Genomic DNA, 23,223 nt, shown 5'->3' on the forward strand with positions numbered 1-23,223 from the left:
TCAGAATAGAACCGTGGAGAAGGCATAGAGACCGGAGTTAGAAGAGTCGGTACCGGCCTGACCATGGCCGTTATAGCCAGATGAGAGTACTCGGCCATCGGAAAGCAGAACATGGGTACAGAACCCTGAATTTTCCCCATTAAATACGATATCCACCGGTTTAACGCCGAATGAACCACCCAACCCGATACCACAGGCCGGTTGGAAACTGGTTTGGTAGGTCGTATGTCCCAGCCCAAGCTGACCGTTACCGTTGTACCCTGCGCTCCAAAGAGTACCACTGCTGTCCAGCGCCATGGAGAACTGATAGCCGTAGTAGCCGCTTCCACGAATCTGGACGATATCGGTTAGACCCGGATCCTGGGGCGTATGCTGATTGGTAGTATTGCCCACCCCCAGTTGGCCATAGTTGTTTCGCCCCCAGGTGCGGATGGAGCCATCCCCCAACAAGGCCATGCCGTGGGCAGTTTGACCGCCACCAATAGAGACATCCACCACATTGGCCAGAGCAGAGATTTCCACCGGAGTGGTGCGTTCGGTGGTATCCCCCACCCCCAGTTGGCCATAGGTGTTGTACCCGGCTGCATAGAGCCGCCCATCCTCTAACTGCCAGAAGGTTGAAGCGTAGGGGTTACCGTTGCCATCCCCATCGCAGTTACCCACGATGGTGTTCACATTACCGGGCAGGGATACTGGGGTTGGTCCATGCTGGTCGGTAGTATTGCCCACTCCAAGATTGCCACGACCGTTATAGCCCCAAGAAAAAGCATTACCACTGGCATCGATGGCAAAGGCATAGCTGCAATTAGCCCCTGCACATCCCACCCACACCCAGTTTTGTGCCCCGGAAACCTGCACCGGCTCCAGACGGTTGGTGGTGGAGCCATCTCCCAGTTGACCATAACCGTTAAAGCCGCAGGCCCAGATGCGCCCCTGGTCATCCAGAAACCAGACCGAGGTATAGTCTCCCCAATAGGATCCCGTTGTGGCCATCTGGGTGATGCCGGTAAGCCCTACAATCTTGGTAGGCACATAGCGCAGGTTGGTATCCCCCTGCCCCAGCTGGCCATAGCCGTTGTAGCCCCAGGAGTAGACAGTGCCATCCTCCATCAGAGCAAAGACAGAACGCCCAGCCAGATGCACCTCTTTGACCACGGTGGTCAGGCCAGCGGGAAAGGCACAGGTCATAGGCTGTAAGCGGCGACTGGACTGGGCACCGATGCCCAGCTGTCCCTGACCGTTGTTGCCTACGATTCGAACGGTACCATCGGTCATGAGATAGGCGCTGTTGTACATGCCGATACCACTGCCGCTACGCTGGACCTGCAATGCTTTCACCCGGCACCCTGGGCGATCATGCAGTGCGGTCCATGAGGGGTCCCCACTCACCCCACCTGTTTGCAGAATCTGACCAGCCGTTCCCGCTGGCAGTCGAGCAGGACCTATCCCATCGTGAAAAAGCAGGTCGCCTTGCTCAGTCACCTGATTGGTACCGGCCGCCAGCAGACTCCAATGACCACTGTCCAGCGGTGTGATTCCGGCAGTTGCATCAGCAATGCAGATATAGCCGGAGCCATTGAAGTGCACCCCATCGTTTTCCAGATAGCTCAGACCTGAATCGTAGGCCCCTTTCCATTTGATGGTCAGGGCATCATTGGCAGCGGCTTGAGCAGCGGTTGCTGCGTTTTCAGCCTGATCCTTTAAGGTCGTCAGACTGGTCATGTTGGCATTCAGGGTGGCATCCATATCCGCCTGGGCTTTGGCCAGAGACTTAACCGAACCACCCTCTGTGCTCACCGTGGTGGCATCATCCCCATGCACCACCTGATGCAATAGATCACCATCGGATTCCAGTTGGTTGACCAACTGTTCCAGTTCCGTAGAAGAAGACATCTCAACACCTACCAGTGATTGGGCCAGGATTGATGGATAAGAGAGTGAAGGCGATTGGCTTGGATCATAAAGGCATCACCCTCACCTGAGAGGAGCAGATCCAGAGCAGCAGCTCCCATAACTGGGGGATCTCTAATTTCTAGGTTAGCGGTAACCTCCCAGAACAGCCCTCGAAACAGGGGCTGGGCTTTGTAAGGGCCATGAAAGCGTCCCTCCTGCTCTTGCAGTCCCATGCCGTTGGCTAAAATGATCGAAAACCAAGCAGCTCCCGAGTAGGCCTTGTGGCGAAACCAGGATTGGAACAGGGCGAACTGCTCTGGATTCATACGCCAGCGAACGGTAACCACGGTGGGAACATGAGTAAAGATTCGACGCTGTCGGGCAGGCCCTGCGTCCATCTCCGTACGCAGCAGGGCATCTTCCGGTTTGATCACATAGCCCTGCACGGTGGGTTTGGGCAGTTGCCCAGGCCAGGATTCCATCAGCGGTAGCTACCCACAGCTGGGTTTAAGCCATATCGCCGTTCCAGGGTCGGTGCAATACCCTCACCACGACCGATGTTGCGGTTCATACGGCTCTCCACCTGATCCACAAACACATCCAGGGTCAGATCCCCATTGCCTTGCTGCTGCCACTGGGCTTTGGCCTCCACGTTTTCGGCATTATTGTGGATATTGACCATCACCTTGACCTCAGGCTTGCGGTTGAAGCCCTCTCCCAGCAGTTGCATCTGGCCACGGGTAAAGACCGTTTCACCTTGTTGCAAAACGGCGGGCACCTCACCGGGTCCGATGACGCCACCACTGTGATATCTGGGCGCTTGCTCGTAGAGAGAAGCTGGCACCAGACGGGAACTACCCTCACCACTGCCCACCACACCGCCACCGTGATAGACCAAGGCGTTGCTCATGCCGGGCTTAGGTGTGAGCACAGCGGCTTCCGCCGTTCCACCACCAAGACCGATACCACCGAAGATGGCGCTGCCGATGGTAGAGAAGAGACTCTCCATGAGACCACCCAACGGTTTGACCACCGCCATGCGATAAGCAGTGCGAATGGCTTCCTCCGCAATGGTGTTGAAAAGATCCGTAGCCGACAGCTTTCCGGTCATAGCCCATTTGACAAAGGCGTTTTCACTCTGCCGCAGTGCACCACTGGTGACCTGTTCAAAGGTTTGGGAAGCATTGGTGGCTTCATCCAGATAGTCGCGAATAGCCCGCTTAATACCATCAGACCAGTGGCTGCTGGCATCCAGCATTCGGCCATGGGCTTGCTCAACAGCCTGGGAGAAAGTCTGCTGATTAATGGCTCCTTCAGCCAGGAGTTCATTAAGATTGGTTAATTCTGACCGGTACTGTTCCTGTGCAGTGCGATACTGCTCGGAGAGGTCTTTTCCCTCTTTGAGCCGCTGCAGCCTTTTTTCTTCGGCCTTTTGCTGAGCCTCAATGGCATGTTTTTCATTAAACAGCATGGCTGCCAGTTGCTCCACTTCAGCCCTCTGCTGGGCAGTGGCCTCGGCAGATAGTCTGCGCAGGGCTTGGGAGATGAAACGCTGGCGATCGGTCTGGCTTAACGCATCCTGTTCTACTTTGAGGGCTGTCACCACCCGCTGGTTTGCCGCATGGCGTTGATCCGCCAGCTTCTGCTCCTGGGCTGCCAACTGGGCCAGTTTGGTACTGCGAACATCCGCCGCAGTTCCCAGCAGTTGGTCCACCTTTTTTTGGTTTTGATCGGTACGGATCTGCCCAAGCTGCTCAACATGGCGGTGATACTCTGCTTCAATACGGGCTGCGCCTTGTTGGGTTACGCTGAACAGTTGCTGTTGCAGCGTGCGCTCAAGCTGAGCCAGCTTTCGGGCTCTCTCCTTTGCGCTTTGCAATTGGCCTTCATCACCAGACGCAGAATCAGGTGTGGACGTATTAGGAGATTGTGCCTGACTCTCCCGTTTGGCCTGCTCAATGTTGGCATCCTGGATGGCTCGAAGCTGTTCATTGATGGCGATGATTTCCGTTTTGAAACTGGCCAGACGATTTCGGGCAATGGGGTGCAGGTTACTGCGGCCCGCCAGTTTGGCCACCTGCTCTTGAAGGCGCAGACGTTTGGAAAGCAAGGTGTTAAACCGCTCATCATCGGAAGGATCACCAAACAGCTGTTGATAGCCTTTACCCACCGTAGAGAAGAAGGTGGCAAAGGCGCTGGAGGCGTCGGAGATCAGTGGGGCTAGATCCAGAAGGGCTCGGTTGAGGTTGGCTGAAATGACCTTACTGAGCGTATCCAGATCGTCCCTGGCCTGTTCTGCATTGCGGATTAGGTCCCCCTCAATAACGATGCCCAGATCCCTAGCTTTGAGCATAGTCTGTTCCAGGGCATCGGAACCGCCCCGCAGCATGTTAATCAGGCCGACACCACCGGAATCAAACAGCTTGAAGGCCAAGCGCACCCGCTCTGAGCTGTTTTCGGTTTTGGAGAGGGCATCGGCCACTTCCAAAAGCAGATCTTCGGTTTTGCGGATCTGACCATGCTGATCTCGTAGGGTAATGCCCATCTGGGCCAGAGCATCCTTGGCTTCTCCACTTCCAGAGGCGGCTTCTGCCACCCGGCGGGTGAAACGCTGTAGAGACATATCCAAGGTATTCTGGGAGATGCCAGCCGATTCGGCGGCATAGCGCAGGGCTTGCAGAGACTCCACCCCCACGCCGATTTTGTCTGCTGTCTTACCGATGGCATCCGCTGTGGTAATGGAACGATTTACCAGGGCGGTCAAACCACCGGCTGTGGTCAAACCTGCAACCACCCCTGCCAACATGCGCATACGGGATTGTAGTCCACTGGCCCGGCCTGCCAGAGTCTCCAAGCTACGGGAAGCATCGGAACTGGCGGTGCGAATACGCTTAAAGGAGCGCTCCCCACCCTCCCCGATCTGAGCCAGTTCAGCGCGCACACGTCCCCCATCCTCTACGGACAAGCGGATGGAATAGGAGTGTCGTGTACGGGTCATGGTTCTTCTGAAAGGTTGGCTTCAATAAGTCCGGATTCAGCAACAGGTAGAAGTTCTGTGGCCGTCCATTCATCGAGTCCTACAGATCTGGCCATCTGTAGAGCTACATTCATATCGATACCCAGAATCTGCCCCGATGGAGCCAGCCTCAGCTGATTTTGACAGGCTTGCATAATCTCAAAAAGCTGTTGCTCTTCCAGGGATTGAGGGGCGTACTCATCATAGGGACAACGCTCCCCACTCAGCCCAGGCTTTCCTCGGGCACAGGGGGCTCCATCTTCTCTACATCCTCTGCAATAGGCTGGCCCGCCGCCTTGTTGAAAGTGCCATCGGCAGAGGGCCCGGATACGTTTTTTGCGGCATTGAGCATCACTTGGTGCAGGGTGAAAGCTTGGAAAAAGCGCTCACCCATGGGATAGAGATCAAGTAGTACTTTGATATTCTCCTTGGTCACAGGAGCATCCTGCTCACCGGAATCATCCGCAACCCCCTGCCAAGCCGTGATATGGGCAAAGGCCAGTTCCTGAACCAATATCACCTGATAGTGGCCATCCCGTTCGATCTCATCATCCAGATCGGGGTATTCCCGATTGAGTCGTTTTCGGGCTGCTGCCTGACACAGAGACATCCCAGCTGAAGTGAGGGGCTTGACCGTCACCACCACGTTGTAGGGCAGTTCCAGATCATAGGGTTCTTTTGGGGGCGTAAGGGAGATCATTGGTAGTCGCTCCCATCCAGATCACTGTTTAGAGTTACGGTGAGCATGCGCCCGGCCGCTTCATTGCGTGCTCCTTGAAAATCAAAACTGGCCTGCACGCCACCGGGCCCCTCCACAGCCAGCTTGGGCTTGGGCAGATAGACCTCATGACAGGTAAACAGAATGCTGTTGTTGGCATCCACCCGGTAGCCAAACTCCAGATCCATAGGTGTACCGTTGCTGGCCAGATCGATGAGGCTGGTATCGGCAAAGCGCACATCGATACGCCCTGTGAGAGATGCCACCGTGGGATCTGCTCCATCGATGAGACCGTCATCTCGGATGGTTTCGATTTTTTCCAGATTGTTGCTGTAGGTAAGAGAGCCGCCGGTTAGATGGGCCAGAGAAGTGCCACCCTTTTTGATGGAGCCCTGAAACTGGCTGATGCGTTCAAAGGTAAGAGCGGTGGGTGTGCCTCCTTGAGATGAAGCCGAACGGTTTTCCCCTTGGGCAACCAGATTCAGCGTCGCCGCAGCAGCCCCTGAGCGTTGAAACTCCAGCGCAAGAGAATTCACCATCACTCCAGCACTGAGAAAGAAAGCTGGCACCTCCAGCATACCCACCTCAATGCTGTAGCTGGGTAGTACCTGTTCACCGGAGGCAAAGGTGTGCACATAGGGGCCACTACCAGTAGTATCGGCATTGCCCAACAATCCGGTCAACCACAGCCCCATGTAACGTAGGTCCATGGGCGTTACTACCTCACCCTCCACATTGATCACATCCTGTAGAGGGGGTAGCGGGTCTCGCCCCTGTCCCAGTACCGGATCATCTACCAATCCCTGTTCGCTACCCAAACTGCAGCGGTTGAAAGGCATGCGGATAAAGTTGCCGGAGGGCTTTTGACCGTAGACGGTTTCCCTTTTTAACAGCAGGTGGGCATTGGCCCCATAGGCTCTGGCCATGATGCAAATTCCTTAAAAAAGGCATCCGGCACTGCTGCCGGATGCCTTGAAAACCAAAGGGGGAGCCTGGGTCAGGCCAGGGTGATGCCATCGGTGGCTTCGAAAGCCAGTTCGGTTGCAGAAACCGCCTTGCCCAGATATTGAACAATATGCCCAGAACCGGTTGGCGGAGTGTTGGTGGTGGCCCCTGCAGTGTCAGCAGAGAGGAACATGCGTTCACCGGGGGTAAGCCCAGAAAGCTGATCTGACACCCCTTCAAAGTAGACCGCCACATCGTTACCCACGGTGGCGGCCTCCTTCACGAAACCGTCCGCCTGGGTGATGTTGGCATTGGCCTGGGCGGGCCGAACTTTCAGGGTACCGGCATCGTCGTAGATGTTGACGAAATCACCTGCCGCCACATCCACCCCCACGGTGATGCTCTTGAGGTCTGGTCCAATCCCCGTGGGCATCATGCCTAGAGAAAGCTTACCAGTGGTATCCAGCGCCACCACCTTACCGGCATCACTGACACCGGTGGTGGAGTCCACCGCAAGGGCCTCCTTGGTTTTACCGTCGGTGGTGTCGATCTTCAGATATTTGCTAACAGCCATGGGCCTTACTCCTTAAATAGTTGGCCTGGAACAGAAAACCCGCCGGAATGGCGGGTGGGGATTACTTCTTCTTGGGTTTATCTGGGTGGTGGCAGGAGCATCGACAACATCCTGCGGGAAGCATGCTCCTGGAGAGTCTGCCGTGCCGGTCCAGAGCTACGATCTTTCCAGCATCCTTGCGCCCTTTAGATCGGTCGGTGGCATAGGCCTCCTCGGGCTGGCCGGAGTCCCCGTTCAGTCGGATAAACTTTTGAGTGGTCATGGGTTAAACCCTTACAACAGTTGAATAGTGGGTTCGATACTCAGGAACAGTTCTGTAGGCGATAGTGCCCGCCCCACCGTGGTGAGATAACCAGATGTTGGGGGTGTTTGAGTGGGTAGACCATCCAAACCCAGAAACACCCCATCGGGATCGGTGGACCAGTTCCAGCCAGGGTTTGAGATCGGCCCAAACACCTGGATAGGGATCGCCTCCCCTTGCTGTGCAGAGATAAGATTCATCCCCAGCACCGTACCAGAGCCCACCTGATCGGCCAGCACCAGTTGGGTATCGTTGTTCAGGGTGATCAAGCGGAAGGCTTCCAGATCCTCCCCTGCTACGAAGGTGACGTTGTTGCTGCAGCTTGCAGGCTCATTAAGAGGGCCTGGAACAGCGCAGTGACTCCAGGAGGCTGGGGATTCATACTCAATCACCGGCTCCAGCACAGCAGATTTGATGGTGGCGGCTCCCTCGATCGCTTCCAGATCTGTGGAGGGTTGCCCGATGGTCATGCCGTAGGCCAGACCACCCAGAGTGGGATTGGCGGCCAACCGCTCCCCTACCCCTGCGATCAAGGCATCCAGGGCCAGATCCCGCTTTGCCGCATCACCCTCTTGCACATAGAGTTCGATCTCCACTTGATGGCTGTAATAGGCACCACCCAAGCCACCCAGCGCTAGATCCGGACTGCCAGGATCGCCATCCCTAAGAATAACCAGCCCACCCACAGGTACCTTGATCGGCACTGCAATATTGCGTTCAACTTCGGCATCAGGAACGGTATCTAATACTGCTTGGAGTATCTGAAGGATCTGTTCTGTTTGTGTGGGCATGGAATTCCTGTTCAATTTATAGCTTTTTTGCTATATGATAGAAGCATGACATGGCACGTTGAAACATTGAACGCCACGGTAGATGCCGAGTTGGCTGCATTAGATCCTCATCTTCGCGGGAAATTTCTCTACATCGCGGAGCTATTGGAGACATTTGGCCCTCAGCATGTCCGGGAACCCTATGTAAAGTCCTTGGGCAACAAGCTCTGGGAAATGCGCATGAAAGGGCCTCGCGGCATTGCCCGCGCTATTTACATCACCGTGGTGGATCGCCGAATTGTGGTGCTGCACGTCTTTGTCAAAAAGACCCAGAAAACGCCGCGTTCCGCCATTGAAACCGCTCTTTCCAGAGCCAGGGAGATCGAGCAATGACCGCCCTTAGCGAACTGAAAAAACAGTGGATGAAAGATCCCGAGTTCCGTAAGGAATACGAGGCTATGGCCCCCGAGTTTGAAGTGGCCAAGGCTTTGATCGGTGCCCGCGCCAAAGCTGGGTTGACCCAAGCCGAGGTAGCCGAGCGTATGGGGACCACTCAATCGGTAGTGGCTCGATTGGAAGGGGGAAAGACCATGCCGAGCATGAAGACCCTCTTCCGTTATGCCAAAGCGACAGGGATGAAACCGGAGATTCACTTCGTTCCTGCTTAAATCAACCGGTTGAGCCCATCTTCTGATCAATCAGCTTCGGTAACCGAGCCAACCAGCGGTTGGTGGCTCTGGCCACATCCAGTTTCTTGGGAATACGTGCCTGGGGCACCATGACGAACATCACAACCGTGGTGATGCCGCTTTTCAGCCTTCCTGATTTGGTATAGCTCCCACCCTTTGCCCGCCTGCCCATCCGACCAGTCTTGGCGCTGATGCGCACCCCATCCACCACCAGAAGTGATGGCTTTCCCTTTCGGTAGACAAACCGAAGAGGTCCATACCTGCCTTCGGGGAAATTGCCTGGGTGTACCCGTTTACCATCGGTGCCCCGCTTTGGCGCAGCAGGTGTGGGAATAGCCAGCCACAAGCCACCCTTACCCTTGATCACCGCGCCACGATCAAAGGTACGCATGATCTTGGGTGCCTTGGACCAAACCAAAGAAGCGGCATTGGTACCCTGGTTGGGGTAGGTCCGATTGCGCCAGCTTCGGGAGAGACGAACCCCCAACCCAGCAGCAACCACCTGCTGACGCAGTTCCGTTTTCAAACCCTGGCCCGCTTCTTTGGTGCCAGTCGTCACAGAGTGTTTGATACGCAGAAGATCCTGTTCCATGTCCTGACGGATGGATCCAATGATGGTGGTCGCAAGGCGCATGTTCAGGCCGGGTAGCAGTCCAGGGTCCAGACCAACCGATCCCGACCAGCCATGGGTTCTCCCTGAACGATATAAGTCACACCGTTCACCTCTACTTGATCATCAGGCTGGGGATTGGCTACTTCAGAGGTTCGAACCTCAAACAGTGAGGTTTCAGCATGGATACGGGTCTCCCCAAAACTCACCACTTCATCGGGACGTTTGGAGATGACACTCACCAAAACAGGATCACCTCCACTGGGTCTGTAGGTGACTGGGATACCAAAACTCTGAAAAGTGGCATCCACTGCCATGCTGAAAGGGTTCATGTCCTGGCCTCCAGGTGGTTCAAGATCAAGGCGTCAAGGAAGAAGCGACGAGACAGTGCGTCAGGCACGGTGAGGAGCTGATGACGCAGACAACGAAGATATTGGGCCATCCTGGAGGTCAGGAATTAGGTACGCTTGGCTTTGAGCAGTACGCGTGGGCGCGTGCAGATGGGCAGCGGATTGGACTGCACATGCAGCATCACCCAACGGGCAAACTGCTGATCCACCGCCTGCTTAGCATACCGAGGCAGACCGATGGTGTTTACGGTCTCCACAAAATCCGCCGGGGCGTTGTACTGACGGAACAGGCCGGGCACACCCACCGGGAAGAAGTGGGCCTTGCTGGGATCGTGGAATTCCACCGAGCCCACCTTACCCCGATACTCTTCAAAGATAATCCCCGCATACTCAAAGGAGCCACGAGCCTGTCCCTGACGTAGGAACAGTCCATCCATGTAGCGTTCGTAAGCAGTGCTTACCTCAGGGTGGGTGATCAGATCATCAAAGAAATCAGGTCCGCAGATGGCATGGATATGGTCATAGGGCTGGGCTCCCAGTTCATCCTCAATCTTGCGGCGGATGGTGTGGCATTTCTTTTTTACCGCACCAGCCTGGGGATTGGCATTGTCCAGATCGAAATCCACCTCGCCCTGCTGACTGACCCCAAACTCGGTGAAAAGATCATAAAGTACGGTGCTACCATCGGCATCCAGAATCTGCCCTTTAATGGCCCCGATACGCAGATGCTCCAAGGTGGCGTCGATCTTCCGGGCCATCTCCTCCAGGCGGTTATTCACCACCGTCTGCACACCCTCCAGATTGCTCTCGGAGCCAAAGGCACGGAGATTCTGCACCTCATCGGCCAGAATGGTGTCCTCCAGAGCGATGTGGGGCACGGTCAGGGAGCGGGCTTTGCGCTTATTGCTGCTGTTCTGAATGGCAGGTGCGCCACGTGCGGTGGTCTCCACCAGATTGAGGGATCCCTCCCGCTCTTCGATGAGCACCGTGGTGGTGGAGACCCCCTGTTCGTGAAAAATACCCAACTGGCCAATACGGCCTGGGACAAAGGGCATCTTGTTGATGGCATCGGTCAACGACACCATAGAGAAAGCGTTGTTATTGAATACGTCGAGTGCAGCCACGGGCGACCTCCTTACCGGGCAATGATGTTTTGATCGGCCAGTTGGCCAAGGGCGGTGGTTTTCTGGGCATCGGTGACAGCGGCATCGAAGACCAAACGACCGGCATTAACCTCTGCCAGACGATGGATCACCACCACCACGGCATCACCACTGGATGCATCCACATGGTCATAGAGAATGGCCACCGCCACCTCGGCACCACTGGTGGCGGCGGGATCGATCTCCCGGTACTTACCACTGCTGGTGATTTTGCCCAGCACCGTGCCGGGTTCCAGAGTACGGCCATTAAGGATGGTCACCGTCTCCCGGCTGATGGAGCCGTTTCCTTCGGAGACAACAAACTCCCCGGCATGGTTGGTTTCATTCATCTCAGGCATGGAACGGACTCCTATGGATTGGGCTGATTACGGGCGGCGTAGATGGCGTGGGTATCGATGGTTGACTGGGGATGTTCGTCCAGTGCTGGACCATGATGGTGACGGATATCCAGACGGTAACCTTCATCGGCTCGCGCATCAATCAAGGCTCGCCGAATCTGACCAGCCTCCACACCCTGAGCAATAAAGTTGGAAGCCCGTCCCGGCATACCGGCCAAATCGCAGATCTCATGCACTTCATTGACGTAGGCCAGGGTCTTCTTGCGCTCGTCGGAACGGACAGAGTCCAGATCCACCACATTGTTCTGGGGCTGTTTGGGTTCCGGAAGAGACATCTCACAGTTGGTCAGGCACTCAGGTGTATTCTTGAAGCGTCCCAAATCAAAGGAGGCTGCCATCTGCACTGGCTTGTCCAACCGATCAGCAAAGCCCATCTCCACCGCCTCTTCAGCGGTGAGCCAGCTTTCATTGGCCATCAGGGCCTCGATCTCCTCATCAGAGCGTCCGGTCTTTTCCCGGTAGGCGGACACCAACCCTGTCTTTATTTTATCCAGAGCTTCAGCCATGGATCGCATCTCATCCGCTGTGCCCCACACCAGACCCGACGGATCATGGATCATCATCATGGCGTTTTCCGGCATCACCATCTCATCCCCAGCCATGGCAATGACCGAGGCGATGGAGGCGGCGATGCCATCCACAACTACCGTGACACGGGCCGTGTGGCGCTTGAGGGCGTTGTGAATGGCGATGCCATCAAACACAGAACCGCCTGGGCTGTTAACACGCAGGGTAATAGTCTTGGCGTTCTCTACCGCTTTCAGTTCATCCAAAAAGCTCTTGGCGGTAATGCCGTAAGCGCCAATCTCGTCATAGATGGCGATCTCAGCGGGCGCATCCCCTTTGGCGCTGATGCGAAACCAGGTTCTGCTCATGCAGCACTCTCCTCTGGTGGTTGAATATCTTGTTCAGGTGCTGCGGAGGAATCCTCAAACCGCAGACCCAGCTCCCGTTCACGGCTATGGTCTGCTGCGATGCGGCGATCCACCTCTTCGGCGTCATAGCCTTCGCTTTCGATGACATCGGAGCGGGATTTAAGACCAGCACGAATGGCCTCTACTTCCGCTTTGCGATCTTTCAACGGATCGACCCAATCCCATTTGGGCGGAATCCACTTCACCTGTTTGAGTCCAGGTTGGTTCATGATTGCCCCAGATAGGGCAGCCTCCCGAATCCAACGTATCCATACCGGACGGCAGAGTTGAAAGACCAGGGTGTTGTGTTGGAACTGCTCCATACGCCGCCTAAACTCCAGCTTCCCCTCCCGCAGAGAGGAGTAGTTGGCTTGGCGCAGGTCCCCGGTAACATTGGTGTAGGGCACCCCCATGGCGCTGCAGCAGGCCAGTAGGGTCCGGTATTGGAAGGCTTCGTAGCTGCCCCCAACATCGGCTGGGTCGGAGAACTTGATGTCCTCTCCAGGCAACAGCAACTGCATGGTGCCGGGCTGCAACCCCAACAGAGCGGCCCCCTCATCATCACGAGGCGCATCCTCCTCCCCCATCACATCCTCAGCCTGGGGGCGAGTGATGAACGCGGCGAACATGGCCGCCACCTTTTTGCGATCCAGCTCTGCATCGTCGTACTGATCCAGCAGCCACAGCTTGGGCAGGGCTGGAGCAATCCAGGGCAGGCCCCGAATCTGGCCCTCTTGCAGGGGCTGGAAGATGTGGATGATCTCACTGGCTGGGATACGGACGGTCTGTCCACCACCCCGCTGCCGCAGATCACCGGGATGATTCTTTAGAAAATGGTAGGCCCGGCGCTGGCCTCGGCTGTCAAACTCCACCCCCATAAGGATTTCTCGCCCATAGGGAAGCTGTTCGTTCTTCTCCAGCGGTAGTTGCTCTGCGGGAAGAAGCTGCAGTTGTAATGGGACTGAAAGTCCATCTTCCACTCGTCTGGGACGAAGCCGGATGAAACACTCCCCCGCCTCAAACAGGGCCCTGGCCACCATGGCTTGCAGGCCGTAGAAGTCGGTCAACCCATCGGCATCGGCCTCATCAGTCCAATCCAGCCACAACCGCTGCAATTGATCTTTCAGTGCTGCATCCTGGGTCAGGCTGGAGGGTTTAATCCCCGCCCCCACCGCATGGGCAGCAAAGCTGGCAGCTGCATTGGAAGCATAGGGGTTGGACCGAACCAGCTCCCTGGATCGGGAACGAAGTAGGCTTCCACCCTGCAGAATCAGACTATTGAGACTCTCATTTCCGCTACGCCAGCCCGCCAGTCGCCGGGCTGCACGGGCCGCCTCAAGCTGGGCTCGAGGCATAGGGATTCTGCCGGTTGCCAGATAGCGCAACCGCTGGAGCAGATTCATGAGAGGTCAATATCCTTTGGTGGTGTGGACGCGGATCTGTCGAACTGGTTTAGTGCCACTGGCCTGAGCAATCTGGCGTTCCAGATCTGCAATGGCGGTTTGGATCTCATCTTGGCCCCGATACTCCACGGTGCGGCCATCGTAGGAGACACGAGCAATGGGGCTGTGAGCCTGGGCACGGACCGTTTCCAGGCGCGTTTGCAAAGTGGTGAGATCTGCCATAATTTATCGATTCATGTAGCCTGATTGGATGATGCGGCGACGGTTCTTCTGTTTGAAACGAGACTCCACCTCATCCGTGATGATCTGTAGCGGCTCTTCCAGCTTGGCCCAGTGCTTGTCCTGAAACCGATCCATGCCATAGATACTGGCGGCTGCTCGTGCATAAACCCGGCAATCCAGCGCCTCATTGCGGCGATTGGCTTCCTTCTCCCAGCTTGCTTTGGGAAAGCCCTTCACCATGCGGATCACCAACCGCTCTGCTGTGATCTGCTTGAAGAACTCATCGTTGTATTGGGGAAAGTGGCAGCTACCGGGCGCATAGGTCTCACCAGCTTCCAATGCTTCATCAGTGGGTCGCTCCAGCTTTAGCCAGCGGTAGAGTTCCCCTTTTGCCACAGGAGTACCGATGGACCACACTTTCAGGCCACGCTTACGGGACCCAGAGTCAGCCTTGGAAACTGATAGCAACAGCGCCGTATCCCGATCCTGCCCCTTCACCGCCACCACGGTGCGAGGCTGACGCGCCACAGCACCCGCAGGCCCCCAGGTGGCTTGGGGATGGTTACGCACCCAGGCGTAGACATCCTGGGTGGCATAACCGGAATCCACACACATTACCCGAATGGGCATCAACTGGCCCGAAGGGTGTGGGTACTCCTTAGCCAAGGCCCGGTCCAGCAATCGCCACACTTCCGGCTTGGCTGTATCGCCATCCAATACATGGTAGTCCACGGACCAGGAGATCTTATCCCGACCCCAGGCCACCACTTCGCATTCGATGCGATCCTTTTGCACATCAACGCCTGCTGTAAGAAACAGCCCGCCTACTGGCACCGTGCCGATACGGTAGTTCTCCCGCCGCTCATAGAGCCGCTGCCAGTCCGGAGCTTCGAATTCTTCCTCAAAGGGTTCCCCCAGCACCGTGTTGACGAAACCTTTCATCAGATCGGGATTTTCCTGTGCCTGTTCATACATGACCACCGCATCGGCCCAAGAGAACCAACCTACGGGGCTGTAGAGTGAGGAGAGATGGAAACCAGCGGTTCGACCATCTCCTTCAGCCGTTGGCACCCACTGCCCCGTTTCCAGCATGGCCCCTTTGCGATGCTCAGGGATGTGCGCCTCACAATGGGGACAAACATGAACCACCGTCTCTGGTTTGGCCTCCTGCCAGTGCAGATGCTTAAACTCTAAGGTGTGGCGCTCATCACATTCCGGACAGGTCAGGAAAAACTTCCGCTGGTCGCTGGACAGATACTCCCGCTCGATACGGGAGAGCCCCTTACGGTTGGGTGTACTGACCAGCAGGATCTTCCGGCGCTGAAAGGTAGCGCTACGCCGCTCTGCCAGTAAGATGGGATCTCCTTCCCCCTCCACATCCCCCGGATAGCCATCCACCTCATCCAGAAACAGATAGCGGGCGGGCATAGAGCGCAAACCCACGGCGCTGTTGGCCCCTGTGAGGATCAGCACCCCACCTGGGAAATCCTTGGAGAGCACCGTATTGCCAGAATCCCGACTACGGGCTGGCTTGACCCGCTCCCGCAGCACATCGCTCTCCTCAATGAGGGGATCGATGCGCTGCTTGGAGTTCCTTTTTGCAAGTTCCACAGTAGGTGAAACCGCCAACATGGGACCGGGAACCCGGTGGATCACATAGCCGATCCAGCAGTTGCCCGCCTCGGTTCCTCCAATCTGCGCCCCTTTCATGAATACCACCCGCCGCACCGGTGAGGAGGGCGAGAGGCAATCCATGATCTCTTTCAGATAGGGGGTGCGGTTGGTCCGCCAACGCCCCGGTTCCGAGGAGGCCCTTTGGGACAACATGCGGTGCTTATCGGCCCACTGGGAAACATTGAGCAGCGGGTCGGGTTTTATCCCTTCCCGCCACTGGCGTTCTACCGACGCCGCACCATCATAGATCTCCACATTTTATGATCTTTTTCAGTCGATTAACCTGGATAAGAAGGGCCACCGATGGCTATATGGTCACAACAGCATCACCAACCAACGGAGAGCCAAATGAACACACTCAGCAACACTCAAATCGATACTCTGGAAGCCGCTTCCAACCGCCCCGATGGCGCAATCCACCCCCTACCCCAACGGATCAAAGGGGGCGCTGCTTTGAAGGTGATCAAAGCCCTTTCTAACAGAGGGTTGATTGAAGATAAGGGAGACAACGATTGGCGCATTGCCGAAGCCGGATTGCTGGCCATTGGCAAGGAACCCAAGCCAGCCCAACAGGAAGATCCCCAGGAGGATCCCAAAGCCAAGCTTTTTGGCCAGATCGCCCAGGATCATCTTTTCATCGACACACTGGAGACCCGCAACTCAGACAGCCTGGATTTTCACAATGTCAGCGTTTGGGGCATCCAAAACGCCCTGGAAGCCGCCTACAAAGCAGGTCTGGAGGATGCCAAAACCATGCGCCGGGCCGATACCCGACAGAACTCCAAACAGGCCAAAATGATTGCCCTGATGAAACGCCCCCAAGGAGCCTCACTGGATCAGATCACCGCAGAGACCGGATGGAACAAGAACACCATTCGCGGCGCGATTTCCGGGACCTTAAAAAAGAAGCTTGGGCTTATCATCACCCGCCAAAACATGGAAGGGGTCAGCCATTACCACATCAGCGAGGACTGAGCCCTTACACATTACTCCGGCACTGCTGCACTTTTCACTTGAACACACTACGGCAGTGCCATACCACATAGGGATAAAATGCTCCCTATCCACATCTACTCACAAAAAAAACGTTCAGCGTCTCCACTGAACGTTTTCCTACTATAAAAAACAGATATATTCTTAATCGTTTACTGCATCTTTTAGGGCTTTGCCAGCCTTGAACTTTACACTCTTGGAAGCAGCAATCTGCATTTCTTGGCCTGTTTGGGGGTTCCTGCCAGTTCGGGCAGCTCGCTCGCCAATGGAGAAAGTCCCAAAACCAGGAAGCTGTACCGTCTCCCCTTTACCCAGTGCATCTGAAATGGCTTCAAAGCTTGCTTTGATTGCCTTATCTGCATCTGCCTGGGTCATTTCAGCTTTTTCAGCAACAGCTTTTTTCAGTTCAGCCAGTTTCATCATCCACTCCCATGTCTATGTAAGGTCTACTTTTTGTTCTTTCTATGATTGAAATAGTACAGAGCTGTACCACAAGCAATTCCAATCGCAGGAGCGATCAATGTCAACCCTATAACCATTTTGCTACTAGCAATAGCTACAGTTCCACCTCCTGCCATACCACCTGCCACGCCAAAAGCTTTCATTATCCCAACCTTACTGGGGCCAGCCATATGAACCCCTGAGCCATGTCCTGCAATTGGTCCATGCCCAGCACCTACTGTATGTGCAGAGGATTTAATAGCTGGCGAACTGCTTGAAACATTGGGTGTAGAAACCGTTGAAGAACTATTATTTGATGTTGCTATTGACACATCATCGAGGAGACTGGCTGGTCCATCCATGATATTGGATGTGGGCTTCTTTTTTTTAGATTTAGGTTGATTCATGATCATTCCCTGCGAAGAGTGATTAATCCCCACAGAAACTTAGTTCATGCATACCTTCAGGAGTTCCTCACACCATTTTCATTATTCAGATCAACATCTCTTTTCAGCGCAATTTCCTCATAACTCTGCCCACCCGATCCATCCAAATAGACAATCTTCCCGGTTGCCTGGATGAATCGTTTGACTGCTACATCCACATAGACCGGCGAGATCTCCATAGCGTTGACCCGTCGCCCTGCCATTTCCCCCGCCATGATCTGGGAACCCGATCCACTGAAGGGTTCATAGCAGAGCCCGCCCCGCTCCACATGCTGACGCATAGGAATAGCAAAACAGTCCAACGGTTTGGGCGTTGGATGGTCAGGACGCTCCTCACCAGAGAGACCCTGAATGTCCCAAACGGTGGAGAGAAATTCGGCATCTGCCACTTTGGGTGGCATGTTGCCTTTGATCCAGCCCATCAGGCAGGGCTCGTGTTTCCACAGGAATTTGGAGCGGGTTAGCACCCCCTTTTCCTTGTTCCAGATGATCTGCTGATGCTGAAACGCCCCTGCCTTTTCCCACACCGCTTCCAGCATCGCCTGCCGTTTGGAAGCATGCCAGCAGTACCACGCTGCATTGGGCTCAATGGCATGGTCGATGGCGGCCCGAATGAAGCCCTCATAGAGTTCCGGGCCCTGGGATGAATCATCCCATGTAACACCGTAGCTACTGGACCAATCCTTATTCAGGGATTCCCGCTTGCGGCTCTCTTTGGAGCCGGGATGGTTGGTGCCATCGTAGTCCACCAGATACGGGGGATCGGTTGCGAACAGGATCGCCCGTTCACCGTTCATCAACCGAATCACATCCTCTGGATTGAGACTACTGCCACACAGAAGACGATGTTCACCCAGAATCCAAAGATCTCCAGGTTGGGTAACGGGGTTGGCTGGTGGCTCTGGTACCGACTCCGATTCAAAAGACCCAGAGCCAGAATCACCTTCATCATCTAAAGGCTGGAGCAAGTTCGCCAACTCCTCATTGGAGAAGCCGATCATATCCAGATCAAAATCGGCATCCTGCAGTTCGGTGAGTTCCAACGACAGGAGGTCGTTGTCCCACTCCGCCCAGTTGGCAGACTGGTTGGCCAGAATACGGAAGGCCTTGATCTGAGTTTCAGTCAGATCATCGGCCAGTACCACGGGAACTGCTTCCAACTCTAACTGTTTTGCTGCCTTCAGACGCAGGTGACCATCCACCACCGTGCCATCGCTTCTGGCCACCACGGGAATGCGGAAGCCAAACTCCCGAATGGCGGCGCACATGCGATCTACTACATCGTCGTTGCGACGTGGGTTGCGCGCATAGGGTACCAACCGCTCAAGAGGCCACTGCTCCAGCGTTAGCTCACCAAATTGATCCATGATTAATTATTCCAACGAGAAGTTTTGATCAGAGATCTCTTCCAGATGCTCACGGACGTACCGCTCCAGGCAAAGATGCATCTGATGATCATCCACACCCAGTTCGGCTGCCATGCGGGAAGCGACCCTTGAAGGCCAATTTTGCCAAGCATCCCGAAACTGGCGGGCGTTCTTGAAGACGTGGGAAAGCACCTTCTCCCGATCAATCAAAGAGCGCTTCTTCTCTTCCAGCTCAATCTTGCGGAGTTGGGCCCGGAGAGCCATATCAGCCGTTTTTGCTTGCGCATAGGAAGGTGGCCCTCCTGATGGAGAAGCACTTTGCTGTGCAAGGGTGTCATTCACTACCTGCTGTGCAGAGACTGGCACCGGCTTTAAGTTTGACTTTGGGGTTCCACGCTTTTTTGCGGGATCAGAGTTCTGCTTCCACTGCTTTGAGACTTCTTCAAGATCCCATACCCCATCAGCATCTCGGCTAATCCGCCCCGTTTTTTCAGCCTTTCGAACAGCACCTTCGCTAACCCCTATGGCTCGAGCTAATGCACTGTTTGAAGAAAGTTTTTGCATGATGGCTGATCGCAAACATTGGATGGGTTACTCATGAGCCAAGACCCCTACGCCATGCCGAATCAATGTCGTTTTTTAGCTGTTTCTCTAATTTAGAGTATTGAGCCAGGATTTGCCGGATCTGAACGACGACAAGAAGCTGCCTTTCTTTCAAAGCCAACCAAAACATAAGCTTGGCTGTTTTAGAATCTTGCAGCATCCATTCAATCTTCCTGAATGCCTCATCTACCCGGCGATGACATCTGCGACAGAGCGGAATCAGGTTGCTTTGGCTATTGTCCTGGGATACTCGAAATGGAACGATATGATGAACTTCCAAATGCTCTTGTGCACCACATACACCACAAAATGGAGCACGGCGCAGTGCTTCAGTTCTGGCCGCATGCCATCCACTTCCCCGATCGTTACTCAAAGTAAGATCCCAGGTATTGATGGTCTTCTGAAAATCCCATTCAGCACGACCACATGCGTGACACTCATGCTGCAGTTTCAGATCTTTAGGAAGAGCGTGCCCCTTCTGCCCCCGAAGCCATGCCTCCCTGATCAGCTTACCGATGACCTCCGTATCAAATGATATCGACATGTTCATCTGCCCCCGGCAGCGCATGAAACCATCTCGTACTTCGTACCTCGGACCCAAAAAACGGGCCTGTCAGTAGCGAAATCCTGAGCCTTTGCGCGCCGCATACGTTCACGCCACAGAAGGAACCAATTTATCAAAGGGATACGAGACACCTGCCAAGAGATTACTGGCCACCACAGATCTGCTCCACCTGCACCACACGACCTTCCAACGCCTTGATGGCCTGATCCCGCAACGCCAGATCCCGTTGGGCATCAGAAATCCGGTAGCGATCCGAAGAGGCATCATCCACCCGAGCAGCCAAGGCATCCACCCGGCCACTGAGAATGGCCAGCTCCACCCGCATCTGCTCGATGGTGGTGAGTTGCCACCCCATCAACGCCGCCACACCCATGGTTAGGATGGTCTGAACGTGGCGCTCAAACCCTCGACGGCGATCCATGCTCTGTTCCTCAGCGGTCATTGATCATTCCCTTTTTCACCCATCAGTACCGAAGCAGCAGCTGTCCCTGCTACCAGCAGCTCAGTAATAGCGCTGGCTTCTTCCTGGGACATGCCAAACATGGCCAGCAGCACAGCAACCCCGCTCCACGAAGAAGGTTCCCGCACCCGGCTCAAGAGAGAGTTAACAATGATATTGAGGGACATGGCGTACTCCTGACTTTCTGACATGATTGCAAACACTTTCGATGTCGGTTAACATCGCAGTGCTTTGTATTTCTTGACAACTTTCCAACGGGGCTGAGCATGACCAAATCAGAGCTCATCGTAGCCATTGCAGATAAGTGTGATCTGAGCAAACAGCTTGCTGACAGAGCTGTTGATCTTGTGTTCGATGACCTGTCTAGTGCATTGGCCCGTGGTGAACGGACCGAAATTCGGGGCTTTGGTGTTTTTGAACCGAGAGCCCGCCAACCTAGAGATGCCCGCAACCCAAAGACGGGGGAACGGGTTGAGGTTGAAGCTAAGACTGCTGTGCATTTCAAACCAGGAAAAGCACTGCGTGAGCGCGTTGATTACTGAGCTTTAGTAGCTCCAGATCCAGGGCCGAGGACGACCTTGTGCGTTGTTCAGCGTGTCCAGGTGAATAAAGCGTGACTGATGTGGTCCACGCTGTTTGATACCAAGACCCGTAAAGCCATGGTGTGTTGCCAGGGTAAGCAATGCATGAGCATCGTGCCCAGCCACCTGGACATCAACGGCACACCCAGTGGTGTGTGGACCATCATGCCCCGAGGAGGACACAGCTGCGTTGTGGCTTGGGCAGCGGTATGCGCTGGTCAGGGGCATAGGCTTACCAAACGCCATGCGCAGTTCCTCCAGCTGGGCCATGAATCCCCTATCCATCAGGGCTTGACCACAGCCACAACGACACTGCAGCTCACCGTGAGAAAAATGGGGCCAGTGCTGTTCAGACATGATCCCCACCTTCGCCGAGTAAAAAACGCAGCATGACACCCAACACGGCGACCGCCACCAGTCCCACAAAAATTGACCCGGCTAACGATGCTACCAACATCAGTGGACTACCCATTTCAAACTCCATAAACGCAGAAACCCACCGCCAGGTTACCCCGGGGTGGGTTTCGTGTATTCTTGCTCAGCTCTCGCCGACTGTAGCTACGAGACTACCAAATTCAGGTCCGCATGTCCGGAATTAAAACGTCCGGACATTTTAACCTCGGTTCAAGACAGCAACGATCTGGAAGATGCCTGCTTTCCAGTGAGCAAACAGAGTCGATCTAGCACGTCCAAAACGGCGCATAATCAGCTTCCATGGCACTCTCTCAGCACGAAACCACAGTAGGCGCCTATCATCGGTTTCCAGCCACGAGAGCCACTCCAAGACCTCGTCCATACGATTGATGGCATCAGGTGAGGGTGGCCCCAACCTGACCTCCGCTGATCCCCATCCATAGGCATCGTAAAACTCATGAATCACCTCTGGCCATGACGAACGAGCTTCCTCCGGTTTCAACCCTTTCTCCGGCAAGCGTTTCATGGTTCTTGCCGCCTCTTCAAGCCGCTTGGCCACAACAGTGGCATCCCATTTTTCAGGCATAACGCACCTCCTTGTGGCGACGTCCATACAACCGATCTCCCAATTGCTGAACCAACTCCCGTTCCGGCCAGGTCAAACGATTATCGTCCTGCGAGACCACCAAGATGCCATGGCGATTCCACCCTTTGCGCTTCTGCTCATCCACATCCTCCCGGCTCTCCTGGTAACGAGCCAAGGGACTACGGGGCATGTTGGGTCCACCAATCATCGTGCACCTCCCTTCCCCAGCACGTAATGCAGCAGAGCCAAGGCATCGCTCTCATTGTCATCGGCAGGTTGGTGCCCAAGCCGCTTCATGGCGTGGATCACCTGGGCCTTGGAAGCATTACCCTTCCCTGTTGCTGATTTCTTAATCGTGCCCACCGGCACCCCTTGGTAAGGCACCTCTGAATTTTCAGCCCACTCGGTAAGGTGAGCCAAGAACCCTCCATAGACGTGGGCTGCTGTCGTGCCGATATGCCTGCGTACCTCCTCAAAATAGATCTGTTCCAGCACCACAGCGGCCCCCAGTTCATCCAGCCAGTGTTTGAACCGAACCCACTGCATACCACCCCCTTCAAAGCGGCCCAGCTTGAACGACATTGTGCCGCTGACGATGCTGCCATCAGGGTGGTGTAGTGCCCATCCCATCTGGGAGCCCAGATCCAGGGCAAGGATTGCCCTATTTTCATTTCTGCCCTCTTGGGGCACACTCGGTACAGCCATTTCTAATCCTCCTGTGGATTGTGAACTGGTCAGGGTGGCGGTGGGTGACCCGCCAAGATCTTCACCGCCACCCGTTCCAAGTAAAAAGCTGGTTGGGCAAACCGATGCCCGCGCCCGCATAAACCCCTACCTATGGGGGGCCCCGTTTAGGGGTCCCCCCGTAGGGGGGGTGGTTTAACTCCATAAACTTAACACCACACTTAAAACTCTGATTTATCACTGAAATAAGTTTGGGAAACATACTTTTACCCTTTCACATAGCCCTAAACTTAAACGACCACTTATCAAGGACTTACAGAGTAGTTTGGAAAATATAACCAAACTTCAATTCTCATAATTTTCAAAGAGTTACTTATAAGTTTGGAAAAACACCCTAAACTTCCCCAAAACTTACACTTAACAGGTTGATTTTATTGTTATAG

General features: G+C 55.0%; 33 protein-coding genes. 4 read left to right on the top strand and 29 right to left on the bottom strand.

The features are described from left to right. The 9 genes from V5T57_RS08510 to V5T57_RS08545 all read right to left on the bottom strand — a co-directional run bounded on the left by V5T57_RS08510 (window position 1) and on the right by V5T57_RS08545 (window position 8,238). The gene (locus V5T57_RS08510) at window positions 1-1,893 is read right to left on the bottom strand and encodes an RCC1 domain-containing protein (protein WP_332890769.1); all 1,893 of its coding nucleotides are present in this window, start codon (window positions 1,891-1,893) and stop codon (window positions 1-3) included. Window positions 1,894-1,901: 8 nt separating this feature from the next. After that, window positions 1,902-2,375 carry a hypothetical protein gene (locus V5T57_RS08515; protein WP_332890770.1) on the bottom strand — a complete coding sequence of 158 codons (474 nt, stop codon included), beginning with the start codon at window positions 2,373-2,375 and terminating at the stop codon, window positions 1,902-1,904. Next, window positions 2,375-4,891: a phage tail tape measure C-terminal domain-containing protein gene (locus V5T57_RS08520; RefSeq protein WP_332890771.1), complete on the bottom strand. Its 2,517-nt coding sequence runs from the start codon at window positions 4,889-4,891 to the stop codon at window positions 2,375-2,377. The genes V5T57_RS08515 and V5T57_RS08520 overlap by 1 nt, the downstream gene beginning before the upstream one ends. Next, window positions 4,888-5,064 carry a DUF7697 family protein gene (locus tag V5T57_RS20915; protein WP_442918186.1) on the bottom strand — a complete coding sequence of 59 codons (177 nt, stop codon included), beginning with the start codon at window positions 5,062-5,064 and terminating at the stop codon, window positions 4,888-4,890. Before V5T57_RS20915 ends, V5T57_RS08520 begins: the two co-directional genes overlap by 4 nt. Before the next feature lie 68 nt (window positions 5,065-5,132). Then, window positions 5,133-5,609, bottom strand: coding sequence for a hypothetical protein (locus tag V5T57_RS08525; protein ID WP_332890772.1), 477 nt, complete (start codon window positions 5,607-5,609; stop codon window positions 5,133-5,135). Beyond that, complete coding sequence (locus tag V5T57_RS08530; protein ID WP_332890773.1) at window positions 5,606-6,553, bottom strand: phage tail tube protein; 948 nt, start codon at window positions 6,551-6,553, stop codon at window positions 5,606-5,608. The genes V5T57_RS08525 and V5T57_RS08530 overlap by 4 nt, the downstream gene beginning before the upstream one ends. Before the next feature lie 71 nt (window positions 6,554-6,624). Continuing rightward, a complete protein-coding gene (locus tag V5T57_RS08535) occupies window positions 6,625-7,146 on the bottom strand; it encodes a hypothetical protein (protein ID WP_332890774.1) in 522 nt (173 codons plus the stop codon). Between the two features lie 61 nt (window positions 7,147-7,207). After that, on the bottom strand, window positions 7,208-7,408 hold the full coding sequence (locus tag V5T57_RS08540) for a hypothetical protein (RefSeq protein ID WP_332890775.1): 201 nt from the start codon (window positions 7,406-7,408) through the stop codon (window positions 7,208-7,210). Between the two features lie 11 nt (window positions 7,409-7,419). Further along, window positions 7,420-8,238 carry a hypothetical protein gene (locus V5T57_RS08545; protein WP_332890776.1) on the bottom strand — a complete coding sequence of 273 codons (819 nt, stop codon included), beginning with the start codon at window positions 8,236-8,238 and terminating at the stop codon, window positions 7,420-7,422. 45 nt (window positions 8,239-8,283) lie between these two features. On the opposite strand from V5T57_RS08545, the gene V5T57_RS08550 reads away from it, so the two are divergent. Together V5T57_RS08550 and V5T57_RS08555 are read left to right on the top strand one after the other, a co-directional pair. Next, window positions 8,284-8,610, top strand: coding sequence for a type II toxin-antitoxin system RelE/ParE family toxin (locus V5T57_RS08550; protein ID WP_332890778.1), 327 nt, complete (start codon window positions 8,284-8,286; stop codon window positions 8,608-8,610). Further along, window positions 8,607-8,885 (top strand): helix-turn-helix domain-containing protein, encoded by a 279-nt coding sequence (locus V5T57_RS08555; RefSeq protein WP_332890779.1) that lies wholly within the window; start codon window positions 8,607-8,609, stop codon window positions 8,883-8,885. Before V5T57_RS08550 ends, V5T57_RS08555 begins: the two co-directional genes overlap by 4 nt. 1 nt (window position 8,886) lies before the next feature. Here V5T57_RS08555 and V5T57_RS08560 read toward each other — a convergent pair whose 3' ends face one another. The 8 genes from V5T57_RS08560 to V5T57_RS08595 all read right to left on the bottom strand — a co-directional run bounded on the left by V5T57_RS08560 (window position 8,887) and on the right by V5T57_RS08595 (window position 15,895). Then, the gene (locus V5T57_RS08560; RefSeq protein WP_332890780.1) at window positions 8,887-9,540 is read right to left on the bottom strand and encodes a DUF6441 family protein; all 654 of its coding nucleotides are present in this window, start codon (window positions 9,538-9,540) and stop codon (window positions 8,887-8,889) included. Window positions 9,541-9,542: 2 nt separating this feature from the next. Continuing rightward, window positions 9,543-9,848 carry a head-tail joining protein gene (locus V5T57_RS08565; protein ID WP_332890781.1) on the bottom strand — a complete coding sequence of 102 codons (306 nt, stop codon included), beginning with the start codon at window positions 9,846-9,848 and terminating at the stop codon, window positions 9,543-9,545. A 125-nt stretch (window positions 9,849-9,973) separates the two neighbouring features. Beyond that, window positions 9,974-10,990, bottom strand: coding sequence for a major capsid protein (locus V5T57_RS08570; RefSeq protein ID WP_332890782.1), 1,017 nt, complete (start codon window positions 10,988-10,990; stop codon window positions 9,974-9,976). Between the two features lie 11 nt (window positions 10,991-11,001). Continuing rightward, window positions 11,002-11,367, bottom strand: a complete 366-nt coding sequence (locus V5T57_RS08575) for a head decoration protein (RefSeq protein ID WP_332890783.1) — start codon at window positions 11,365-11,367, stop codon at window positions 11,002-11,004. Between the two features lie 11 nt (window positions 11,368-11,378). Then, window positions 11,379-12,302 carry a head maturation protease, ClpP-related gene (locus V5T57_RS08580; protein WP_332890784.1) on the bottom strand — a complete coding sequence of 308 codons (924 nt, stop codon included), beginning with the start codon at window positions 12,300-12,302 and terminating at the stop codon, window positions 11,379-11,381. Next, window positions 12,299-13,744: a phage portal protein gene (locus tag V5T57_RS08585; protein ID WP_332890785.1), complete on the bottom strand. Its 1,446-nt coding sequence runs from the start codon at window positions 13,742-13,744 to the stop codon at window positions 12,299-12,301. The genes V5T57_RS08580 and V5T57_RS08585 overlap by 4 nt, the downstream gene beginning before the upstream one ends. Before the next feature lie 6 nt (window positions 13,745-13,750). After that, the gene (locus V5T57_RS08590) at window positions 13,751-13,966 is read right to left on the bottom strand and encodes a phage head-tail joining protein (RefSeq protein WP_332890786.1); all 216 of its coding nucleotides are present in this window, start codon (window positions 13,964-13,966) and stop codon (window positions 13,751-13,753) included. Between the two features lie 3 nt (window positions 13,967-13,969). Then, window positions 13,970-15,895 carry a phage terminase large subunit family protein gene (locus tag V5T57_RS08595; protein ID WP_332890787.1) on the bottom strand — a complete coding sequence of 642 codons (1,926 nt, stop codon included), beginning with the start codon at window positions 15,893-15,895 and terminating at the stop codon, window positions 13,970-13,972. A gap of 93 nt (window positions 15,896-15,988) precedes the next feature. Here V5T57_RS08595 and V5T57_RS08600 point away from each other — a divergent pair, with 93 nt between their 5' ends. Then, window positions 15,989-16,615, top strand: coding sequence for a DUF3489 domain-containing protein (locus tag V5T57_RS08600; protein ID WP_332890788.1), 627 nt, complete (start codon window positions 15,989-15,991; stop codon window positions 16,613-16,615). Window positions 16,616-16,777: 162 nt separating this feature from the next. Here V5T57_RS08600 and V5T57_RS08605 read toward each other — a convergent pair whose 3' ends face one another. From V5T57_RS08605 to V5T57_RS08635, 7 genes are all read right to left on the bottom strand, one after another. Then, window positions 16,778-17,053, bottom strand: a complete 276-nt coding sequence (locus V5T57_RS08605; RefSeq protein ID WP_332890789.1) for an HU family DNA-binding protein — start codon at window positions 17,051-17,053, stop codon at window positions 16,778-16,780. Between the two features lie 26 nt (window positions 17,054-17,079). After that, a complete protein-coding gene (locus V5T57_RS08610; RefSeq protein ID WP_332890790.1) occupies window positions 17,080-17,481 on the bottom strand; it encodes a hypothetical protein in 402 nt (133 codons plus the stop codon). 56 nt (window positions 17,482-17,537) lie between these two features. Further along, window positions 17,538-18,887 (bottom strand): DNA modification methylase, encoded by a 1,350-nt coding sequence (locus V5T57_RS08615; protein WP_332890791.1) that lies wholly within the window; start codon window positions 18,885-18,887, stop codon window positions 17,538-17,540. Window positions 18,888-18,893: 6 nt separating this feature from the next. Further along, a complete protein-coding gene (locus V5T57_RS08620; RefSeq protein WP_332890792.1) occupies window positions 18,894-19,451 on the bottom strand; it encodes an elements of external origin in 558 nt (185 codons plus the stop codon). 31 nt (window positions 19,452-19,482) lie between these two features. Next, window positions 19,483-20,034, bottom strand: a complete 552-nt coding sequence (locus V5T57_RS08625; RefSeq protein ID WP_332890793.1) for an HNH endonuclease signature motif containing protein — start codon at window positions 20,032-20,034, stop codon at window positions 19,483-19,485. Window positions 20,035-20,197: 163 nt separating this feature from the next. Further along, complete coding sequence (locus V5T57_RS08630; RefSeq protein ID WP_332890794.1) at window positions 20,198-20,497, bottom strand: hypothetical protein; 300 nt, start codon at window positions 20,495-20,497, stop codon at window positions 20,198-20,200. Next, window positions 20,494-20,682: a hypothetical protein gene (locus V5T57_RS08635; protein ID WP_332890795.1), complete on the bottom strand. Its 189-nt coding sequence runs from the start codon at window positions 20,680-20,682 to the stop codon at window positions 20,494-20,496. Before V5T57_RS08635 ends, V5T57_RS08630 begins: the two co-directional genes overlap by 4 nt. Before the next feature lie 99 nt (window positions 20,683-20,781). On the opposite strand from V5T57_RS08635, the gene V5T57_RS08640 reads away from it, so the two are divergent. Further along, entirely contained in the window at window positions 20,782-21,057 is a 276-nt protein-coding gene (locus tag V5T57_RS08640) for an HU family DNA-binding protein (protein WP_332890796.1), read from the top strand. A 3-nt stretch (window positions 21,058-21,060) separates the two neighbouring features. On the opposite strand, the gene V5T57_RS08645 is transcribed toward V5T57_RS08640, so the two are convergent. The 5 genes from V5T57_RS08645 to V5T57_RS08665 all read right to left on the bottom strand — a co-directional run bounded on the left by V5T57_RS08645 (window position 21,061) and on the right by V5T57_RS08665 (window position 22,801). Then, on the bottom strand, window positions 21,061-21,453 hold the full coding sequence (locus V5T57_RS08645) for a D-Ala-D-Ala carboxypeptidase family metallohydrolase (RefSeq protein WP_332890797.1): 393 nt from the start codon (window positions 21,451-21,453) through the stop codon (window positions 21,061-21,063). Further along, window positions 21,446-21,568 (bottom strand): hypothetical protein, encoded by a 123-nt coding sequence (locus V5T57_RS08650; protein ID WP_332890798.1) that lies wholly within the window; start codon window positions 21,566-21,568, stop codon window positions 21,446-21,448. The genes V5T57_RS08645 and V5T57_RS08650 overlap by 8 nt, the downstream gene beginning before the upstream one ends. Before the next feature lie 141 nt (window positions 21,569-21,709). Next, a complete protein-coding gene (locus V5T57_RS08655) occupies window positions 21,710-22,096 on the bottom strand; it encodes a DUF6362 family protein (protein ID WP_332890799.1) in 387 nt (128 codons plus the stop codon). Further along, the gene (locus V5T57_RS08660) at window positions 22,089-22,304 is read right to left on the bottom strand and encodes a hypothetical protein (protein WP_332890800.1); all 216 of its coding nucleotides are present in this window, start codon (window positions 22,302-22,304) and stop codon (window positions 22,089-22,091) included. The genes V5T57_RS08655 and V5T57_RS08660 overlap by 8 nt, the downstream gene beginning before the upstream one ends. Next, window positions 22,301-22,801 carry a crossover junction endodeoxyribonuclease RuvC gene (locus tag V5T57_RS08665; protein ID WP_442918188.1) on the bottom strand — a complete coding sequence of 167 codons (501 nt, stop codon included), beginning with the start codon at window positions 22,799-22,801 and terminating at the stop codon, window positions 22,301-22,303. The genes V5T57_RS08660 and V5T57_RS08665 overlap by 4 nt, the downstream gene beginning before the upstream one ends. Window positions 22,802-23,223 lie beyond the last annotated feature (422 nt).

This window comes from Magnetococcus sp. PR-3, assembly GCF_036689865.1.
Classification (GTDB): domain Bacteria; phylum Pseudomonadota; class Magnetococcia; order Magnetococcales; family Magnetococcaceae; genus Magnetococcus.

Excerpts from the sequence above, each read along its gene's own strand:
- V5T57_RS08620 (WP_332890792.1), bottom strand. The coding sequence starts at position 19,451 with ATGCAAAAACTTTCTTCAAACAGTGCATTAGCTCGAGCCATAGGGGTT.
- V5T57_RS08600 (WP_332890788.1), top strand. The coding sequence starts at position 15,989 with ATGAACACACTCAGCAACACTCAAATCGATACTCTGGAAGCCGCTTCC.
- V5T57_RS08605 (WP_332890789.1), bottom strand. The coding sequence starts at position 17,053 with ATGAAACTGGCTGAACTGAAAAAAGCTGTTGCTGAAAAAGCTGAAATG.
- V5T57_RS08655 (WP_332890799.1), bottom strand. The coding sequence starts at position 22,096 with ATGCCTGAAAAATGGGATGCCACTGTTGTGGCCAAGCGGCTTGAAGAG.
- V5T57_RS08545 (WP_332890776.1), bottom strand. The coding sequence starts at position 8,238 with ATGCCCACACAAACAGAACAGATCCTTCAGATACTCCAAGCAGTATTA.
- V5T57_RS08555 (WP_332890779.1), top strand. The coding sequence starts at position 8,607 with ATGACCGCCCTTAGCGAACTGAAAAAACAGTGGATGAAAGATCCCGAG.
- V5T57_RS08645 (WP_332890797.1), bottom strand. The coding sequence starts at position 21,453 with ATGTCTGAACAGCACTGGCCCCATTTTTCTCACGGTGAGCTGCAGTGT.
- V5T57_RS08580 (WP_332890784.1), bottom strand. The coding sequence starts at position 12,302 with ATGAGCAGAACCTGGTTTCGCATCAGCGCCAAAGGGGATGCGCCCGCT.
- V5T57_RS08625 (WP_332890793.1), bottom strand. The coding sequence starts at position 20,034 with ATGTCGATATCATTTGATACGGAGGTCATCGGTAAGCTGATCAGGGAG.
- V5T57_RS08615 (WP_332890791.1), bottom strand. The coding sequence starts at position 18,887 with ATGGATCAATTTGGTGAGCTAACGCTGGAGCAGTGGCCTCTTGAGCGG.
- V5T57_RS08640 (WP_332890796.1), top strand. The coding sequence starts at position 20,782 with ATGACCAAATCAGAGCTCATCGTAGCCATTGCAGATAAGTGTGATCTG.
- V5T57_RS08565 (WP_332890781.1), bottom strand. The coding sequence starts at position 9,848 with ATGAACCCTTTCAGCATGGCAGTGGATGCCACTTTTCAGAGTTTTGGT.
- V5T57_RS08635 (WP_332890795.1), bottom strand. The coding sequence starts at position 20,682 with ATGTCCCTCAATATCATTGTTAACTCTCTCTTGAGCCGGGTGCGGGAA.
- V5T57_RS08525 (WP_332890772.1), bottom strand. The coding sequence starts at position 5,609 with ATGATCTCCCTTACGCCCCCAAAAGAACCCTATGATCTGGAACTGCCC.
- V5T57_RS08630 (WP_332890794.1), bottom strand. The coding sequence starts at position 20,497 with ATGACCGCTGAGGAACAGAGCATGGATCGCCGTCGAGGGTTTGAGCGC.
- V5T57_RS08660 (WP_332890800.1), bottom strand. The coding sequence starts at position 22,304 with ATGATTGGTGGACCCAACATGCCCCGTAGTCCCTTGGCTCGTTACCAG.
- V5T57_RS08650 (WP_332890798.1), bottom strand. The coding sequence starts at position 21,568 with ATGGGTAGTCCACTGATGTTGGTAGCATCGTTAGCCGGGTCAATTTTT.
- V5T57_RS08560 (WP_332890780.1), bottom strand. The coding sequence starts at position 9,540 with ATGCGCCTTGCGACCACCATCATTGGATCCATCCGTCAGGACATGGAA.
- V5T57_RS08610 (WP_332890790.1), bottom strand. The coding sequence starts at position 17,481 with ATGAATCAACCTAAATCTAAAAAAAAGAAGCCCACATCCAATATCATG.
- V5T57_RS08535 (WP_332890774.1), bottom strand. The coding sequence starts at position 7,146 with ATGGCTGTTAGCAAATATCTGAAGATCGACACCACCGACGGTAAAACC.
- V5T57_RS08510 (WP_332890769.1), bottom strand. The coding sequence starts at position 1,893 with ATGTCTTCTTCTACGGAACTGGAACAGTTGGTCAACCAACTGGAATCC.
- V5T57_RS08550 (WP_332890778.1), top strand. The coding sequence starts at position 8,284 with ATGACATGGCACGTTGAAACATTGAACGCCACGGTAGATGCCGAGTTG.
- V5T57_RS08515 (WP_332890770.1), bottom strand. The coding sequence starts at position 2,375 with ATGGAATCCTGGCCTGGGCAACTGCCCAAACCCACCGTGCAGGGCTAT.
- V5T57_RS08590 (WP_332890786.1), bottom strand. The coding sequence starts at position 13,966 with ATGGCAGATCTCACCACTTTGCAAACGCGCCTGGAAACGGTCCGTGCC.
- V5T57_RS08575 (WP_332890783.1), bottom strand. The coding sequence starts at position 11,367 with ATGCCTGAGATGAATGAAACCAACCATGCCGGGGAGTTTGTTGTCTCC.
- V5T57_RS08520 (WP_332890771.1), bottom strand. The coding sequence starts at position 4,891 with ATGACCCGTACACGACACTCCTATTCCATCCGCTTGTCCGTAGAGGAT.
- V5T57_RS08540 (WP_332890775.1), bottom strand. The coding sequence starts at position 7,408 with ATGACCACTCAAAAGTTTATCCGACTGAACGGGGACTCCGGCCAGCCC.
- V5T57_RS08665 (WP_442918188.1), bottom strand. The coding sequence starts at position 22,801 with ATGGCTGTACCGAGTGTGCCCCAAGAGGGCAGAAATGAAAATAGGGCA.
- V5T57_RS20915 (WP_442918186.1), bottom strand. The coding sequence starts at position 5,064 with ATGCAAGCCTGTCAAAATCAGCTGAGGCTGGCTCCATCGGGGCAGATT.
- V5T57_RS08585 (WP_332890785.1), bottom strand. The coding sequence starts at position 13,744 with ATGAATCTGCTCCAGCGGTTGCGCTATCTGGCAACCGGCAGAATCCCT.
- V5T57_RS08530 (WP_332890773.1), bottom strand. The coding sequence starts at position 6,553 with ATGGCCAGAGCCTATGGGGCCAATGCCCACCTGCTGTTAAAAAGGGAA.